Annotated in this window: 11 protein-coding genes; 5 read left to right on the top strand and 6 right to left on the bottom strand. The window is 63.0% G+C overall.

The features are described from left to right. Positions 1-74: 74 nt before the first annotated feature. Positions 75-1,178: an NAD(P)/FAD-dependent oxidoreductase gene (locus JQ609_RS22905; protein WP_212275048.1), complete on the bottom strand. Its 1,104-nt coding sequence runs from the start codon at positions 1,176-1,178 to the stop codon at positions 75-77. Positions 1,179-1,439: 261 nt separating this feature from the next. Here JQ609_RS22905 and JQ609_RS22900 point away from each other — a divergent pair, with 261 nt between their 5' ends. Continuing rightward, positions 1,440-4,142 (top strand): EAL domain-containing protein, encoded by a 2,703-nt coding sequence (locus tag JQ609_RS22900; protein WP_212275079.1) that lies wholly within the window; start codon positions 1,440-1,442, stop codon positions 4,140-4,142. Positions 4,143-4,289: 147 nt separating this feature from the next. Further along, a complete protein-coding gene (locus JQ609_RS22895; RefSeq protein WP_212275047.1) occupies positions 4,290-5,783 on the top strand; it encodes a glycerol-3-phosphate dehydrogenase in 1,494 nt (497 codons plus the stop codon). Positions 5,784-5,834: 51 nt separating this feature from the next. Here JQ609_RS22895 and JQ609_RS22890 read toward each other — a convergent pair whose 3' ends face one another. Continuing rightward, positions 5,835-7,148 carry a tetratricopeptide repeat protein gene (locus tag JQ609_RS22890; RefSeq protein ID WP_212275046.1) on the bottom strand — a complete coding sequence of 438 codons (1,314 nt, stop codon included), beginning with the start codon at positions 7,146-7,148 and terminating at the stop codon, positions 5,835-5,837. A gap of 147 nt (positions 7,149-7,295) precedes the next feature. Between JQ609_RS22890 and JQ609_RS22885 the strand changes: the two genes are divergently transcribed. The 3 genes from JQ609_RS22885 to JQ609_RS22875 are packed head-to-tail and all read left to right on the top strand — an operon-like array spanning position 7,296 to position 10,242. Further along, entirely contained in the window at positions 7,296-8,516 is a 1,221-nt protein-coding gene (locus JQ609_RS22885; RefSeq protein WP_212275045.1) for an ABC transporter ATP-binding protein, read from the top strand. Continuing rightward, complete coding sequence (locus JQ609_RS22880) at positions 8,513-9,430, top strand: ABC transporter permease (RefSeq protein WP_212275044.1); 918 nt, start codon at positions 8,513-8,515, stop codon at positions 9,428-9,430. The genes JQ609_RS22885 and JQ609_RS22880 overlap by 4 nt, the downstream gene beginning before the upstream one ends. After that, entirely contained in the window at positions 9,427-10,242 is an 816-nt protein-coding gene (locus tag JQ609_RS22875) for an ABC transporter permease (RefSeq protein ID WP_212275043.1), read from the top strand. Before JQ609_RS22880 ends, JQ609_RS22875 begins: the two co-directional genes overlap by 4 nt. On the opposite strand, the gene JQ609_RS22870 is transcribed toward JQ609_RS22875, so the two are convergent. The 4 genes from JQ609_RS22870 to JQ609_RS22855 all read right to left on the bottom strand — a co-directional run bounded on the left by JQ609_RS22870 (position 10,237) and on the right by JQ609_RS22855 (position 16,777). Beyond that, positions 10,237-11,088: a carbohydrate ABC transporter permease gene (locus JQ609_RS22870; protein WP_211999422.1), complete on the bottom strand. Its 852-nt coding sequence runs from the start codon at positions 11,086-11,088 to the stop codon at positions 10,237-10,239. The genes JQ609_RS22875 and JQ609_RS22870 overlap by 6 nt on opposite strands. Then, positions 11,085-11,957, bottom strand: coding sequence for a carbohydrate ABC transporter permease (locus JQ609_RS22865; protein ID WP_212275042.1), 873 nt, complete (start codon positions 11,955-11,957; stop codon positions 11,085-11,087). The genes JQ609_RS22870 and JQ609_RS22865 overlap by 4 nt, the downstream gene beginning before the upstream one ends. 222 nt (positions 11,958-12,179) lie before the next feature. Further along, the gene (locus JQ609_RS22860) at positions 12,180-13,565 is read right to left on the bottom strand and encodes an ABC transporter substrate-binding protein (protein ID WP_212207669.1); all 1,386 of its coding nucleotides are present in this window, start codon (positions 13,563-13,565) and stop codon (positions 12,180-12,182) included. A gap of 1,841 nt (positions 13,566-15,406) precedes the next feature. Continuing rightward, positions 15,407-16,777 (bottom strand): citrate transporter, encoded by a 1,371-nt coding sequence (locus tag JQ609_RS22855; protein WP_249128315.1) that lies wholly within the window; start codon positions 16,775-16,777, stop codon positions 15,407-15,409. Between the last annotated feature and the right edge of the window lie 318 nt (positions 16,778-17,095).

Here is a 17,095-nt window from a genome sequence, read left to right as displayed (position 1 = left end):
TAATTCACCGTCGGATGGGCGCTTTTGCGCTCATCCGTATAGGTTGTATTGCGAAATTATCTTGTATTTATCGCTTACTGCTCTGCCAGTTCACCAACATGATCAGCGATCGCCAGGGACGACGTCAGTCCCGGCGATTCGATGCCGAACAGGTTGATCAGTCCAGTGACGCCGTGCGCGCGCGGTCCCTGGATCAGGAAGTCCTGCGTGGCAACCGCAGGTGGCACGATCTTGGGCCGGATTCCGGAATAGCTCGGCATCAGCGCCCCGTCCGGCAGCGTCGGCCAATAGCGCCGGATCGCGGGATAGAACCTGTCGGCACGGGCCGGGTCGACGGCGTAGTCGATGCTTTCGACCCACTCCACGTCCGGACCGAAGCGCGCCTGTCCGGCCATGTCGAGGGTGAGGTGCACGCCGAGCCCGCCGGGCTCCGGCACCGGATAGATCAGCCGTGAAAACGGCGCCCGCGCGCTGCAGCTGAAATAATTGCCCTTGGCGAGATACGCCGGCGGTATCAACTCGATCGGCATGCCCTCGATGCTGCGCGCGACCGAAGGCGCGCCCAATCCCGCCGCGTTGACCAGCAGGTTGCATTCCAGAACCATCGGCGCATCGCCGCCCGTCTCGATTTCGATCCTGCCCGCGTTTGCCCGGGCGCGCAGCAGCGGCGTGTAAAACGCGTAAGCCGTGCCGGCTTCCTCGGCATCGCCCATCAACGCCAGCATGTAGGCGTGGCTGTCGATGATGCCGGTCGACGGCGAGAGCAGGGCCGCATCGCAATTGAGTGCCGGCTCCAATGCACGCGCCGCTTCGCCGGTCAGAAGCTGCATGTCGTCGACGCCATTGGCTTCGGCATGGGCGCGGATCGATTGCAGTTTTTCGGTTTCCGCAGGTGTCGTCGCGACGATCAGCTTGCCGCAATTGCGATGCGGGATGCCGTGGTCGCGGCAATATTCGTAGAGCGCCCGTTTGCCACTGACGCACATCTGCGCCATCAGGCTGCCGGCGCGGTAATAGATACCGGCGTGGATCACTTCGCTGTTGCGCGATGAGGTGATGGTGCCGATGCCCTCGGCCGCCTCCAGCACGATGACTTCGCGGCCCTGCTGGGCGAGCCGCCGCGCGATCGCGAGCCCGATCACTCCCGCTCCGATGACGACGCAATCAACCTTGTCCATGTACGCTTCAGGCCCGGAAATTTGGCGCGGGATCACGCCCGTCGCGCGCTTGTTTTATTATCGTTTCGTTCAGAAGTAAGCCCCAACAACCCGTTGGATTGTCTCGACATATGCCCTGAGGTCCGATCGTGTTAGTGAAGCATTAATCATGTCAGGGCAATTGCCGCAATTTGAGTCGCATTTTCCGGTTGCAAGGGTAGGCGTTTACCCGATCCAAACCCGTCGAGCCAGACACTCCATCGGGAAATCCGCGGGTGAATGATGGCTGGCAAGAATTGGCAGGCAGGCGGGAGGGATTCAGTTCCGGCGCTGGCCCTCGTGTGTCTGCTCGCCACCGCTGCGTCGTGCGGATTGGCATGGGCCGCGCCGCCCGTTTCCGGCAGCTTGGCGCCGTCGGGCTATTTCGGTGAGCTCGACGCCAGCATGATCTGGGAGACGCTGATCGGCGGCATCGTGGCCGTATCGTTTCTGGTAGCGGCCGCGCTGTGGGTGCTGTCGGCGCTGCGCCGGGTCAAGCGCTCGCAACTCCGGCGCAGTGCGTTCGTCAGCTCAGCCCTGAACAATCTCAGCCAGGGCGTGGTGATGACCGACGCCCGTCAGCGCATCATCTTCAGCAACGACCGCTATCTCGAAATCTATGGCCTGGTCCGCTCGGACATTCCCCGCAACATGACCGGGCCGGAACTGCTGGAAGTGCGGCGCAAGCGCGGCGCACTGGGCGTCAGCGCCGACGAATTCTATGCCCAGGCCTCCACCGCGGAGGGCCTGATCACCGAACTGCCAAACGGCAAATCGGTGCTGGTCAAGTATTTCCGCCTGCCGAATGGCGGGTCGGTCGCGACCCATGAGGATTGTACGGAGCAGCGCAAACTTTCGCGCAAGCTGGCGTCGACCACGCAGTTCCTGGAATCGGTGCTCGACAACGTTCCGGTCTGCGTCGCCGCCAAGAACATCGAGGACGGCCGCTATATTTTCGCCAACCGCGCGTTCGAGCGTTTCTCGCGCTTCTCGCGCGACCATATCGTCGGCAAGCGCGCCGACGAGATATTCCAACCCGAAACCGCACGCACGATCGACACCGCGGATCAGTCGGCGCTGAAGGCACCGGAAGGCTACCACCGCACTGAGTTCGAAGTCGAGCGCGGCTCCGAGAAGCGCGTCCTCGCCTCCAACCGCGTGATCGCGCGCGATGAGAACAACCAGCCCGAATTCCTGATCGCGCTGTTCGATGACGTCACCGACCGCCGCTCGTTGTCGCGCGAGCTGGAGAGTACCAAGAAGTTCCTCGAACTCGTGGTCGACAACATTCCGGTCTCGCTGATCGTCGAGCGCGTCTCGGACGGAAAATACCTGCTCGCCAACCGCAGCGCCGAAACCATCCTCAACCGCCGTCGCGAGGACGCCACCGGACTGACGGCTGCCGATATCTTCAATCCGCGCGAAGCCAAGCTGATCATCGCGCGCGACGAGGCGGCGATCAAGAAGCGCGGCCTTCTGACCGAGGAACACCCGATTTCGACCAAGGACGGCCTGCGGCTGTTCCTGACCCGCCGGATGACGGTGCTCGATGATGCCGGTGAGCCGCAATATCTGATCAAGACCCATGAGGACGTCACCGATCGCCGCCAGACCGAGTCGCGGATGGCGCACATGGCCTATCATGACGGCCTGACCGATCTGCCGAACCGCGCCGCCTTCCTGCAGGCGCTGGCCCAGATGATCGAGGCCTGCGAGGGCACCGAAGAGGAATTCGCGGTGCTCTGCATCGACCTCGACGGGCTGAAGGAAGTGAACGACGTGTTCGGTCACGCGATGGGCGACAAGGTGCTGACCGAGGTCGCCCAGCGCCTGCAGGACTGCGCCCGCGGCGGCGTGGTGGCCCGGCTCGGCGGCGACGAATTCGGGTTGATCATCGACGGCAAACAGCCCTCCGCGGGCATCGCGCTGGCCGAGCAGGTCGCGATCGCGCTGGCGAAGGAATTCCAGATCGACGGCAAGCCGGTTCGGGCCGGTGCCACCACGGGCATCTCGGTATTTCCGCACAACGGGTCGGACGCCGCAGCCCTGCTCGCCAATTCCGGCGCGGCGCTGTTCCGGGCGAAAGCAAAATCGCGCGGCTCGATCAGCGTCTTCGAGCCCGAGATGGACCAGCAGATCCGCGACCGCCGCGTGCTGCATCAGGACCTCTCGGTCGCGATCAAGAACGGCGAATTGTCGCTGTACTACCAGCCGCAGGCCACTTCGGGTCCGACGGTTGCCACCAGCGACGTGATCGGCTTCGAGGCACTGGCGCGCTGGATGCATCCGGTACGCGGCTTCGTGTCACCAGGCGATTTCATTCCGCTGGCGGAAGAAAGCGGCCTGATCGTCGAAATGGGCGAATGGATCCTGCGCGAAGCCTGCCGGGAGGCGGCCTCCTGGCCGGTGCCGATGCAGATCGCGGTCAATTTGTCGCCGGCGCAGTTCATGCACGGCGATGTGGTCAGTCTGGTGCATTCGATCCTGCTCGAAACCGGGCTGGCGCCGGATCGGCTCGAGCTCGAAATCACCGAAGGCGTGCTGATCGAGGATTTCGATCGCGGCCTGGCGCTGCTGCGGCGGCTCAAGGCGCTCGGCGTGCGCATCTCGATGGACGATTTCGGCAGCGGCTACTCCTCGCTGAGCTACCTGCAGGCGTTCCCGTTCGACAAGATCAAGATCGACCGCGCCTTCGTCATGCATCTCGGGCGCAATCCGCAATCGGCCGCGATCGTGCGCGCCGTCATCGACCTCGGCCACGGCCTCGAAATGTCGATCGTCGCAGAGGGTGTCGAAACCCAGGAACAGCTCGGCTTCCTGTCGGAAGAGGGCTGCGACGCGGTGCAGGGCTATTTCATCGGCAAACCCCTGCCGATCGGGCAATACGCCGCGCTGGTCGGGCGCAACGTCATCAACAGCATCGAGTCCACGCGCAAGACCGGCTAGAGCCTGCGCAGGCTCTACCCGTTTGTTTGACGCGTTTTTGCCGCAGATAAGTCTACGCGATCTACTTGATTGCGATGCGAACCGGTATCCACTTCGCGCGAAAACGCTATGTTGTCGTGCAACTCGGTTCTCGACTGTAAGCGTTGCATGGCGGATTACGATCTTGCGATCATCGGCGGCGGATTGAACGGCGTTGGCATCGCGCGCGACGCCGCCGGGCGCGGCCTGCGCGTGATCCTGCTGGAGCAGGGCGATCTCGCTGCGGGCGCCTCCTCGGCCTCGCCCCGGCTCGTTCATGGCGATCTGGCGGGGCTGGAGCGGCGCCGCTTCCTTCGCGTCCGTGCGGCATTGGCCGAGCGCGACATTTGGCTCCGGATCGCGCCACATCTGGTGCGCCCGATGCGCTTTGCCATCCCGGCCCACACTGACGAACGCCTGGCCTGGCAGCTGCGGTCATGGCTGTTGCTGTATGACCGGCTGGCCTCGCGCGCGCCGTTGCCGCGCTCCGCCACCGTCGACGTCACCCACCATCCGGTCGGCAATCCGCTGAAGCGGCCGTTCGGAACGGCCTTCGAATATTCCGACTGCGTCGTCGACGATTCCCGCCTGGTTGTGCTCACCGCCGTCGATGCCGCGGCGCGGGGGGCTGCGATCCGCACCGGCGCCCGCTGCACCCGCGCCGAGCGGGGCGAGACCTGGCGGCTGGTGACGATCGATCGCGGCCATCGTCAGGTCGTCACCGCGCGGGCGCTGGTCAACGCCACCGGAGCCTGGACCGCGACCGTCGCCGAGACGGTGCTGCGCCAGCCGCCGCCCAGGCTTGTCACGATCCAGATGAGCCAGATCGTCGTCCGCCGCCTGTTCGACACCGACAACGTCTACGTATTCCAGAACAGCGACCGCCGGCTGATTTTCGCCAGCCCCTATGAGCGCGATTTCACCCTGATCGGCACCGTTGGCCATGCGTTCAAGGGCGATCCCGCCATTGTCGCGATGGCGGCCAGTGACGTGGCTTATCTTTGCGATGCTGCCAACCGGTATTTTCGCGAACGGATCGAGCCGTTCGACGTGGTGCGGACGGTTTCCGGCGCCAACCTGGTGATGAACCCCGCGAACAACCGGGCAGCGTGGGATGGCGCGATGAGCTTCGACCACGCTCGCCGCAAGGCGCCGCTGATCACGATCTTCGGCGGCGACGTCACCACCTCGCGGCTGCGTGCCGAAAGGGCCGTCTCCAGGCTGACGCCGTTTTATCCGATGTCGCCGCGCTGGACTGCGACGGCGCCGCTGCCCGGCGGCGATTTTACCTGGAACCGCTTCGAGAACGAGATCGATGAGGTGCGCGCGCGCTGGCGGTTTCTCAGCGAGGATCACGCCCGCCGCCTGGTCGGCGCCTATGGGTCGAACGTCAAGGCGATCCTTGGCGAGGCCAGGGATCGCGGCGATCTCGGCCCGGCGTTTGGGCCTGAGCTGACGGGCGCGGAAGTGCGCTATCTCATGAAGCACGAATGGGCACGCTTCCCGGACGACATTTTGTGGCGACGCTCGAAGCTTGGCCTGACCATGCCGCCGGCGGATCGCGAGGCGCTGGCGGCGTACATGGCGACGGTGTCCTCGGAGCTGGCATGCGGCGCTCAATAAATCCGACGATTGTCATTGCCACGGCGCGGCGGCGATCGAAGTGTTCGCCGTTCAACGCCGCGCCTGAACTTCGCGCGACCAGGCCGCGTCACGCGCGGACGGCCTGCGCTCGAGCCGGGTGGAGATCAGCCCGGCGGCCTTCTCGCGGTGTCCTCCGCGCAAATACGCCACGATCAGCGTGTCCTCCCACAATTCGCGCTGGGCGTGGCTGCCGCCGATCCGCACCAAATCGGCCATCGCGGGTTCGAGCAGGCGGATCGCACCGTCATTGTCTCCGTCGACGAAGGCGCGCATGCCGCGGCAGAGGTCGATCGCCGCGCGCCCCGGCGCCAGTTTACCGTCGGCGGCACGGGCTTCCAGTTGCGCCAGTCGCGTGTCCAGCGCCTCGCCGCCGATGGCCGCCCCTGACAGCGCGTGGTGGACGTCGGCGAAATGCGCCCCGGCCTGCGGGAAATATTTTTCGCCATAGGCGGCGACGTCGCGCCAATGCGGTTCCAGCCCGGATTTGCCGGCGAGCGACAGCCGCCACAGCAGCGAAGCGCCGTCGGTGAAAATATTCAGCGGCGGGTAAGGGCGGTCGGCCGGCTTGATTTGCTGTTCGTAGATCGCAAGCGCGCCTTCGAGATCGCCTTCGTCGAGCGCGGTCAGCGAGATGTGCCACCACAGATGCCCGTGCAGGAAGCTCTTGCGGTCGTGCGCGGGCAGCCACGCGGAAAGGAACTGGCGGCCCGCCGCCAGGTCGCCTTGCTCGAACATCGCGTGCGACAGGCCGTGCGCGGCATTGGCATTTTCAGCCCGCAACCCCATCGCGCGTTCGCTTAAAGTGCGGCCGGTGGCGAGATTGCCGGCTTCGGTATGCGACCAGCCGAGATAACTCAGCAGCCACCAATCCTCGCCGTAATGCTTGGCGACACGCTCGCATACCGCAAGCTTGGCGGCGTCGTGGTCGGCACGGCCCGAAAACGCGTAGAGCCCGAAGGCGCCGAGCAGCATCGACAGCACCAGCGCATCGCGGGGATATTCCTCGAGATGCGCTTCCGCGCCGCCGACGGCCACTTTCGGCTTGCCTTCGATCACGGCAGCCATCACCTCGATATGCTGGCGCTCACGGGCGTCGGCGCCGGCGGCCAGTTGCCGTGCTCGCGCGGCCATGCTGCGCGCTTCATTGCCCTGCATATTGAGCTGATGCAGGCGGGCCCGCGCGATATGTGCCAGCGCGAAATCACTATCTTCCCGGATCGCGCGGTCAAAGGCGTCCTCGGCGCCGTGCCAGGCTGACAACATGCAGTCCATGCCGTCGCGATAATGCGCGGCGGCGCGGTCGGAGGTCGTCGTCAGTGGCAGATCATATCGGTCCCGGTTCATTTTCTTGTTCCGTGATGTGCGCGGTGAGTGCCAAGCCTAGCAGAGACATGACCGCTGACAGCGATAATATTGTGACTGTGCGCCGCGAAGCGGTTGAGCCGATGCCGATCCGCCGCTAGCGTGCGGCAGCGAGGGCTGGCAGGGGACATGACCGAGGAATCGCCGGAAATTACGCCGAAGGCCGATGGGATCGCCGACCCCGCAAAGCCGGAGCCGCCACCTCAAGCGCCCGTAAGCCCGGCGCCGCAGTTCGAATTGGCTGCCGACATGCCGCTGCTGCGCATCGAGGGGGTCGGCAAGACGTTCGGCAGTTTCCGCGCGGTGGACCGGCTGTCGCTCGATATCCGCGCCGGGGAGTTTTTTGCGCTGCTGGGTCCGAGCGGCTGCGGCAAGACCACGCTGCTGCGCATGCTCGCCGGTTTCGAGACGCCGGACGAGGGCCGCATCCTGCTTGGGGCCAAGGACATCGCGCAGGTGCCGCCGCATCTGCGCCCGGTCAACATGATGTTCCAGAACTACGCGCTGTTTCCGCATCTGTCGGTGCGGGACAATATCGCGTTCGGCCTCAAGCGTGCCGGCATGGCGCGCGACGAGATCGCCACCCGCGTCGCCGAGATGGTCGCGCTGGTCAAGCTCGAAGGCATGGAGAAGCGCAAGCCCGATCAGCTCTCCGGCGGCCAGAAGCAGCGCGTGGCGCTGGCGCGCTCGCTGGCCCGCCGCCCGCAGGTGCTGTTGCTCGACGAGCCGCTGGCTGCGCTGGACAAAAAGCTGCGCGAGAGCACGCAGCTCGAATTGATGGACCTGCAGCGCCGGCTCGGCATGACCTTCATCATCGTCACCCACGACCAGGAAGAGGCGATGACGATGGCGAGCCGGATCGGCGTGATGGATGCCGGCCGCCTCGAACAGGTGGCCACCCCGCGCGAGCTCTACGAGGCACCGCATTCGCGCTGGGTCGCGGAATTCATCGGCGACGTCAACCTGTTCGATGGCGAGGTTGGCTGGCGCGAAAATAACCGGCTGCTGGTCACGACCAGGGAGGGCGTCACGCTTGCGGTGACCGAGCCGCGCCAGCGGGTTACCAAGGCCACGGTCTGTGTCGCGATCCGCCCCGAGAAGGTCAAGCTGTCGCGCCGTGCCCCGGTGTCGGATGCGGCCAATACGCATGCGATCAACCGGCTCGAGGGCGTGGTGACAGATGTCAGCTATCTCGGCGGGCTCACCGCGTACAAGGTCAAGCTGGAATCCGGCGCCGTGGTGCGCGCATCGGTGGCCAATACCGCGCGGCTCGACATCGATGCCTATCTCGCGGGCCAGCGCGTGATGGCCTGGTTCACGCCTGACGACTGCATGGTGCTGGAACAATGAGCGCGCGCAGCATCTTCGCCCGTCCGGCGCGGCTGGCTGCGATCGCGCCCTATCTGTGGATGGTGCTGTTCTTCCTGGTGCCGTTCGGTTTCGTGCTCAAAATAAGCCTGTCGCAGACCGCGATCGCGCAGCCGCCCTACGTGCCGCTGTTCGACCTCACCGCGGGCTGGGCTGCGATCAAGGCGGCGTTGTCGGAACTGTCGCTGGACAATTTCAAACTGCTGGTCTCGGACAGTCTCTACATCTCCTCGTACTTGCGCAGCATCTTCGTCGCGGTGACCTCGACGGCGATCCTGCTGCTGATCGGCTACCCGATCGCCTATGGCATGGCGCGGCTGCCGCAGCGCTGGCAACCAATCGCGATGATGCTGGTCATCGTGCCGTTCTGGACCTCGTTCCTGATCCGGATCTATGCCTGGATCAACATCCTGCAGCATGACGGTCTGCTCAACAAAATGCTGCTGGCGCTGCATATCGTGTCAACGCCTGTGGTGTGGCTGTCGACCGACACCGCGATGTACATCGGCATCGTCTATTCCTATCTGCCGTTTATGATTCTGCCGCTGTACGCCACGCTCGCGAAAATGGACGGCGCGCTGATCGAAGCGGCCTCCGATCTCGGCGCCTCGCCGGGACGCGCGTTCTGGCTGGTGACGTTTCCGCTGTCGCTGCCGGGCGTCGGTGCCGGCGCGCTGCTGTGCTTCATTCCGATCGTCGGCGAGTTCGTGATCCCCGATCTCTTGGCGGGTTCCGGTTCGATGATGATCGGGCAGACGCTGTGGCTCGAATTCTTCACCAACAAGGACTGGCCGGTCGCTTCCGCAGCCGCGGTCGCGCTGCTGCTGTTGCTGATACCGCCGCTGCTGCTCTATGACCGGCTGCAGCGCCGCACGCTGCGGGGAGGGGGCGGATGACGCGCCGGGTGAACCGGATTTCGCCGTTCAACATCACCTCGCTGGCGCTGGGGCTGGCGTTTCTCTATCTGCCGATCGTCATTCTCGTCATCTACTCGTTCAACGCCTCGCGGCTGGTGACGGTGTGGGGCGGCTGGTCGCTGCGCTGGTACACCGAGTTTTTCAACGACCGCGCCATGCTGGACGCAGCCTGGATGAGCCTGCGCGTCGCCGCGGTGTCGGCGACGGTCGCAACCCTGCTCGGCACGCTGGCGGCGATTGGTCTGGCGCGCGGCGAGCGCTTCAAGGGCCGCTCGCTGTTCTCGGGCATGCTCTATGCGCCGCTGGTGATGCCGGAGGTGATTTCGGGCCTGTCGCTGCTTTTGCTGTTCGTGGCGCTGAACGCCGAGCGCGGCTTCTGGACCGTGACGCTTGCGCATACGACGCTGACGATGTGCTTCGTCACCGTCGTGGTGCAGTCGCGCCTCGCCTCCATCGACCGCAGTCTCGAGGAAGCCGCGATGGATCTCGGCTGCGATCCGGTGCGGGCGTTTCTGTCCGTGACGCTGCCGCTGATCGTCCCGGCGATCGTTGCCGGCTGGATGCTGGCCTTCACGCTGTCGCTCGACGACGTCGTTATCGCGAGTTTTACGACGGGCCCGGGCTCGGCGACCTTGCCGATCCGGATCTATTCCGAGGTGCGGTTAGGAGTGAAGCCGCAGATCAACGCGATCTGCACCATGGTGATCGCGCTGATCGCGGTCGTGATCGTGATTGCGTCCTTCGCCTCGAAGCTGTCGAGCTCGCAAGGCGAGAGCGCGGCGCCATTATGACTTCACCGCGCCCGCCGTCAGCCCGCCCACCATATACCGCTTGAACGCGTAATAGATCGCGGCCGGTGGCAGGGCGTAGATGAAGCCGGTGGTCATCAGCAATTCCCAAGGCGAATCATCCGCGGCAAGGAAGTTGCCGAGCGCCACGGGCAGCGTGATTTCGGTGTCCTTGGAGAGCAGCAGGAACGCGTAGAGATATTCGTTCCAGGCGAGCAAGATAGCGTAGGTGCCGATCGCCACCAGCGAGGGCATCATCAGCGGCACATAGACCAGCCTGAACAGCTGCGGAATGGTCGCGCCGTCCATGGTGGCGGCTTCGTCGAGTTCGACCGGCAGCTTGTCGGAGGCCTGCTTCAGCACCCAGATCGCGTAGGGCGAGGCGATCGTCACCATCGCCAGAATCAGCGACCAGTGATTGTTGAGCAGGCCGTAATTACCCATGGTCCGGTACATCGGCACGGCGAGGAACGCCGCCGGAATGAAATAGGTGAACAGCGCGAGATTCATCACCCACCGTCCGCCGGGCACCTTGAGCCGCGAGATCGCAAACGCCGCCGCGGTCGCGATCAGCAGCGTCAGCGCGCCGGCCGCGAGCGCAATCACGATCGAATTCCAGAACTGGATCCAGAAATCCCGCAGGAAGTAATGCTCCTGATGGAACACGATGCGGAAATTGTTCAGCGTCGGATGCGCCGGCCAGAGCTTTCCGGAGAACGCATCTTCCTTCGGCGAAATCGCGAACAGGAACATGTGGTAGATCGGGATCATGGTCCAGAGGAACACAGGAATCCCGATCAGCAGGAGGCGGGCTTCGACGCCGACTTCGCGTAGCGTGGGCAGTTTCATCGCGACAACCGTTTCATCATGAAATAGATCAGCGGCAGCACGAACGGCAGCGCGCAGACGATGGACGCCATCGCCAGGCTGAGCTGATCGAGCCGCAGATAGCGAATCCCGAGGGTCGCGAGCACATGGGTGAGATCGGCGGGGCCGCCGCCGGTCAACAGATAGACGCTGTTGAAGTCACCCAGCGTCCAGATCATCGAGAGCAGGGTGCAGGTCAGATACAGCGCCTGCATCGACGGCCAGGTGATGAAGCGGAACTTCTGCGTCCGGCTCGCGCCGTCGACTTCGGCCGCCTCGTAGAGATCGTGCGAGATCGCCAGCCGCCCGGTCATCAGGATCAGCGTCCAGAACGGCAGCGATTTCCAGATGTGCACGCCGATCGCCATGCCGAGCGCCACGGTCGGGTCATTGAGCCAGTTCGGGCCGTCATCGCCGGTGAGTTTGAAGATCAGCGTGTTGACCATGCCCCATTCGGGGTTGAACATGAAACGCACGGAGAGAATGGTCGGGATCGACGGCACCGCCCAGGGCAGGATGAACAGCACCGAGAGCCATTTGATCCAGGGGCGCTGCTGGGCGAAGAAGCCGGACAGGAACAGCGCGATCATCATTTTGAGGTTGATGCCGACCAGCAGGAAGATCAGCGTATTGACCGCGGCGCGCGCGAAGATCGGATCGTGCCAGAGCGCGACATAGCTCGCCGGATGACGCGCCAGCCACAGCCCGTAGCAGACCGGGTAGACCACGAAGGCCAGAAACACCAAGAGGTAGGGCGCCACCAGCACGATGCCCCAGACCTGCGGGGTGGTCAGCCGGGCCGACAGCGGCGGGCCTGGCATCGCCTGATCGCCCGAGATCGTAATCGCCATATTCAGTTACTCTTGTCAGCCATGCCGGCCGCAATGCGCGGCCGGTGTTGGTTGGTACACCTCTCCCCGCCAGCGGGGAGAGGTCGGATCGCCTCGGCGATGCGAAGCATCGTCCGGTGCGATCCGGGTGAGGGGGTACAGGACTCACCGCGAGCATCACTCGCGGAGAGAGCCCCTCACCCCGACCCTCTCCCTGCGAAGAGCGGGGCGAGGGGGAAGGAATCAACCCGCGATCTGCTTGAGGCGGGCGATCAGTTCGTCGACGGCCTTGTCGACCGGAACCTTCTCGCTCACCACCCGGTTCATCGCCTTGGCCCAGACGTTCTCGTTGTTCAGGATCGTGAACTTCCAGTTCTTGGTGAAGTCGAACGGCGTGGTGCCGCCGGTGAACTGGGTGTAGACGGCTTTGCGATGCCGGTCAGCCTGCCAGAACGGGCTCTGCTGACTGGCCGTCGTCACCGGGAACCAGCGGCCGAGCGCGCCTTCGATATAGGGCCGCAGGTTTTCTTCCTGCAGCAGGAACTTGATGAACTCCTTGCCTTCGGCCTTGTTCTTGGCCGCGGTGAACATCAGCCCGGTCTTGACGTCGGAGCGGTACTTGATCGGCGTGCCGTCCGGCTTGTTGGGGAACGAGGCCGTGATGATGGTCTCGTCGTAGTTCTTCTTGCCGAGCGCGCGCTGTTCCGGCGTCAGCGCCGGGTTGTTGGCGTCGTCGAGCCATTTCGCGGCGATCGAGATCGTGAAGTTGTGCGTCATCACGATGGTCTTGTTGTGGAACGCGACGTTGTTGTCCGGATCCTTCCAGGTGGTGGAGGAGGGCGGCGCGCAGCCCCTGGTGTAGGTGTCTGTGTAGTCCTTCAGCGCCTTGATCAGGTTTTCGCGCACCTTCGGGTCGTCGACCAGCAGCTTGCCGTCGTCATCGACGAGCTTGACGTTGTAGGCGTCCATGAAGGTGTAGAACGACTGGAACGAGTCGGTCGATTCCACGCCCATCGGCTGGCCGACGGCATAGATGCGCTGGCCGGTGGCCTTGCGAATGGCGGGCTGCACCTTGTCGCACCAGAACGACCAGTAATCTTCCCACTTGGTTGGAATGTCGCTTTGCTTGAAGCCGGCCTGCCCCAGCATGTCGCTCCAGATCTGGACGTGCATGCTCTGCTGCTTCAGCGGATAGCCGTAATAGGCCTTCTTCTTGGCGACATCGTTGTAGAGCAGCGCGGTCTCCAGCGTGTTCGGCGCGAACGCCGACTTCATCGGCAGCAGGATGTCGCCGAGGTCCTCGAGCTTGCCTTCATAGGCCCATTTGCCCTGCGCCTGCACGTCGTAGCTGTCGGAATAGGCGACGTCAGGCACGGTGCCCGAATCCATCGCCGCCACCGTCTTCGGAATCATGTCCTGAATGGCGTATTGCGACAGTTCGACCTTGATGCCGGTCTTGGCCTCGAACTTCTTGATCGCCTCGAGCAGCGCGTCGTCCTCGGACTTGTAGAAGCCCTTGCCGAACCAGACGGTAATGGTTTTTTGTTGGGCCATCGCAGGCGCTGTGGCGTAAAACAGCCCGACAGCCGCGACCGCGAGTGAAACTGCACCAATTCCCTTGAATCTCACATTGTTCTCCCTGGATATGCCGGGTTTTCCAACCCGGTTGGATCAGTGATAGCGCAACCAAACGGCGCGATCTAGATGCCGCGTTGCAAACTTGTGTAGGGCGGTTCCAGCCAGGCCAAGCGTTCGTCCTGGCAAGGCAATCAGGCATCAACGACGTCGTTTCAGCCTTGTCGTCCCGGCCTGGGGCGCAATTGTGAACGGCACCCCATAACCACCCATTTTGATTGTGAAGGGGATTGCGACTCCAGCCTGATCTAACCTCGGCATCGCCCGATATAACTTGCGCATCAGCGGCTATCAGGCTCGCTATGTGCAATGGCGCATTTGAGCCGGATGACGCGGCTTCGCATTCTCGCGGCCTGATAAGCCCGAGCTTTGCCAGAAACTTCCCGCCCTCTCGTTGAGAGGGCGCAGGGAAGACCGGGTGCGCGCTGCACCCGCGGTCTCGTGTGCGAATAGTGCAAAGAAAGCTGCACACGAGCATACAGGGCAGCGGAGAACACCCGGCCTTCCCTGCGCAATGGCTTTACGGCTTATGCCGTGATCTCCCCGGAGACGAGTTCTTGGTTGACTCCGTCGCTGCCGGTTCAGCTCACGCTTCTCCGGCAACTTGACGCCTGCAACGGGCGCCAGGACCACACGGTTTTGCCGTACGCTTAGTCCGCGCTGTCGTCTCAGCGCAAACAAGCGTCCACCGCAACCCGCCCAACGTCCGTGACGACGGCCGACGCCCTCTGAGTGGGACGGGATGGCCAAACATATGCACCTGATTTGCCTTCCGGTAAACAGAAATATTTTTTATTTTGGGGCTTGACATGATTTCTGTAAAACAGAATTGCTTTGCCCCGGCTTCGCCAAGGCTTCGCCGGGCGCGGCCGTCGGGTTGATTTGTCGCGCCTTGGCTTGCAGATTGCTATTGCGCGCGCCGCGACGCAGTTCTCAAGGCGCAGGCAGATTGCGGGGTGAACCCATAAATTCAAGCGATCACCCGGCGTCGGCTTTACCCTGGACTACGGACGCAATTCAGGCGTGGCGTGAGGTCCGGACGCGCCCGAGCTTGAGCTTGGGTAAGCCACTGCCTGTTTGAAGTGCCGGGCTTTTCCTGACTCCACAGAATTTGGGGAAGATCTTTGTATTGCTCTGCCGGGGCGCTTTTCATCCCGAACGAATTTGAATTTGACCGGCGAGGGTCGCGCGAATGCGGCCCTTTTGATGCACAATCACAAGGGGGGTTAACAGCGTTGTTAATCGCCCCTCTCGCTGTTTGACTCACACCCAACTGAGGCGGCCCCGACCCCGCAATATCAGCGCATGAGCGATTGAAAATATTCCGGTCCCAAGAAAGAGGCCGCCAACATGCGGCGGCCCTGCGCTTTGGTCAGAGCCTTCTGGCGAGGCGCGGCAAATCAATCCTTATCTTGCGCGTACTTCTCCAAAACCAGCCGATTATACTCATCTCTCACGGCTCTCCGTGAAATATGCCCTTTTCGGTCCTTGGCAATCTTCAGAAGATCAGGATCAGTCGGTGCCTGCGATTTCCTTCTGAATCTGGCAAAGAGCCGACTGGTAGGCCCCGAGGCTCTTCCAAACAGCCGGTCAAACCATCCCATTGTGTCCTCACCGGTCATACTGCGAATTACGACACCCTATCATCATGAACTTAGGACACTAGGGGTCAAGTACGGACAGTACCCTTCCAGCCCTATGGGAACAGATTGGCAGCTGAAAACGCAGGTCGAACTCAATATCGCATGACCGTTCAGGGAAGCTGACATCGGCTATCCCGTCGACCCCTTTCGCCAAGGGCCAATTGCCGCCGTTCCATCCGCGCCAGGCTCGCTTTACAGGTGGCCAGCCACGCCCAGTTGATAGTTCACATCTAGCGCAGCACGCTTTTTGTGTGGAGGGTCAGGATTCCAACCAACAATGGCGAACATAACGAAGAAGCCCACAATGTACGCTACCGCGACATACCAGCCGTGGCGCAGCCACAAGCCGACCGACTTGGCCTCCGGATACATATTGGAGATCGCGACGCCCGCAGACGAGCCGAACCAGATCATCGAACCGCCGAAGCCTACGGCATATGCAAGGAAACCCCAGTCGTAGCCGCCCTGCTTGAGTGCGAGCGCCGTCAGCGGAATGTTGTCGAACACGGAAGACAGGAAGCCGAGCCCCAGCGCCGTTTGCCACGAGGCGACAGGCAATTCCTCGACCGGCATAAAGGACGCATTGGTGACAAGGGCCAGGAGGAAGACCGTTCCCTTGAACGTTTCCGGCATGATCGCCCAATCCGGCCGACGCAGCGGCGCGGCTGCGAGAATGACGATCCATACCGCAAGTCCGATCACGGGGATAACATCGAGCACCGCCGGAAACTTCAGGTTGGCGATCACGTTGGCCAAAACAGCGATGGTCAGGATTGCACCGACAACGCCCGCATAAGTCCAATCGATGTGCAGGCCACGCTGCGTATCCTTCTCTATTGGGGAGTGGCGGTGTTGTGCCAGCGAAGCCGGTATCCCGTAGATCAGGAAGCCGGCGACGGCTGCGACGTAGGCTTCGACGACGCGCAGCGGGCTGATGCCGTCGATCCACATCATGGTGGTGGTGGTATCACCGACCACGCTGCCGGCGCCGCCGGCATTGGCGGCCGCAACGATGGCGGCAAGGTAACCGATATGTAGTTTGCCCCTGAACAAGTGCCGCGCCATCGTGCCGCCGATCAGGGCCGCGGCAATATTGTCGAGGAAGCCCGACATCACGAATACAGTAGCAAGCAGAACCAGGCAGCCGCTCCAACCGTTTGGCAGCAACGCCGGCATCGCGTCGGGGATTCGACTGTTCTCGAAATGCCGCGACAGGATGGCGAAACCCATCAGCAGCAAAAACAGATTGGCGAGAACAACCCATTCGTGGTGGAGCTGGAGCATCAGGCCGGTCAGGCTCTCGCCTTGCCGGAAGCCGGTAAACAGGAGCTTGTAAAGTGTGACGGCCACGAGCCCGGTCAACGCCACCTCAAGCGTCTTGTGGTGGAACACCGCTACACCCAGCAGTGTCAGGCCGAACAGAATGAAATCAACCGGAATGCCGAACAGGAAGACGGGCTGAGCCGAATACGGGCCAGTTGTGGATGCTGCCGCGACGGGATTTGCGATCAGGACGGCTGGGAGAGCCACCGCGGCTGCAACAAGCAGCAGGGGCACATTCATGGCCTGCCCGGTGAGGGATTGGGCACGGAGGATTTCTTGGGCTGAACGTCGGGGATGCATTGGGCGCACGCTTTCCGCGTGGCGGCCCGACCATCGCTTGACCTGTCACTGCCACATGCAGCGAGCACCCGAGTGCCGTTCTACACGCCAACCGAAAGAAAGCAATGTGTGCTGGAGGCTGATGTCCGCTCTGAGTCATTCGGCGGAAGCTGACGTCCGGGTCGGCGACTTCCGATCTTCCCCTAACAACGGACTTCACTCGTCAGATCGGCTAGTTCTGAAAAGTGCCCAAAAGCAGACATCACGATCTTTGCCGGA

The organism is Bradyrhizobium sp. AUGA SZCCT0169, from assembly GCF_018130085.1.
GTDB lineage: Bacteria > Pseudomonadota > Alphaproteobacteria > Rhizobiales > Xanthobacteraceae > Bradyrhizobium.
This window is presented reverse-complemented; position numbering and strand designations above follow the sequence as displayed.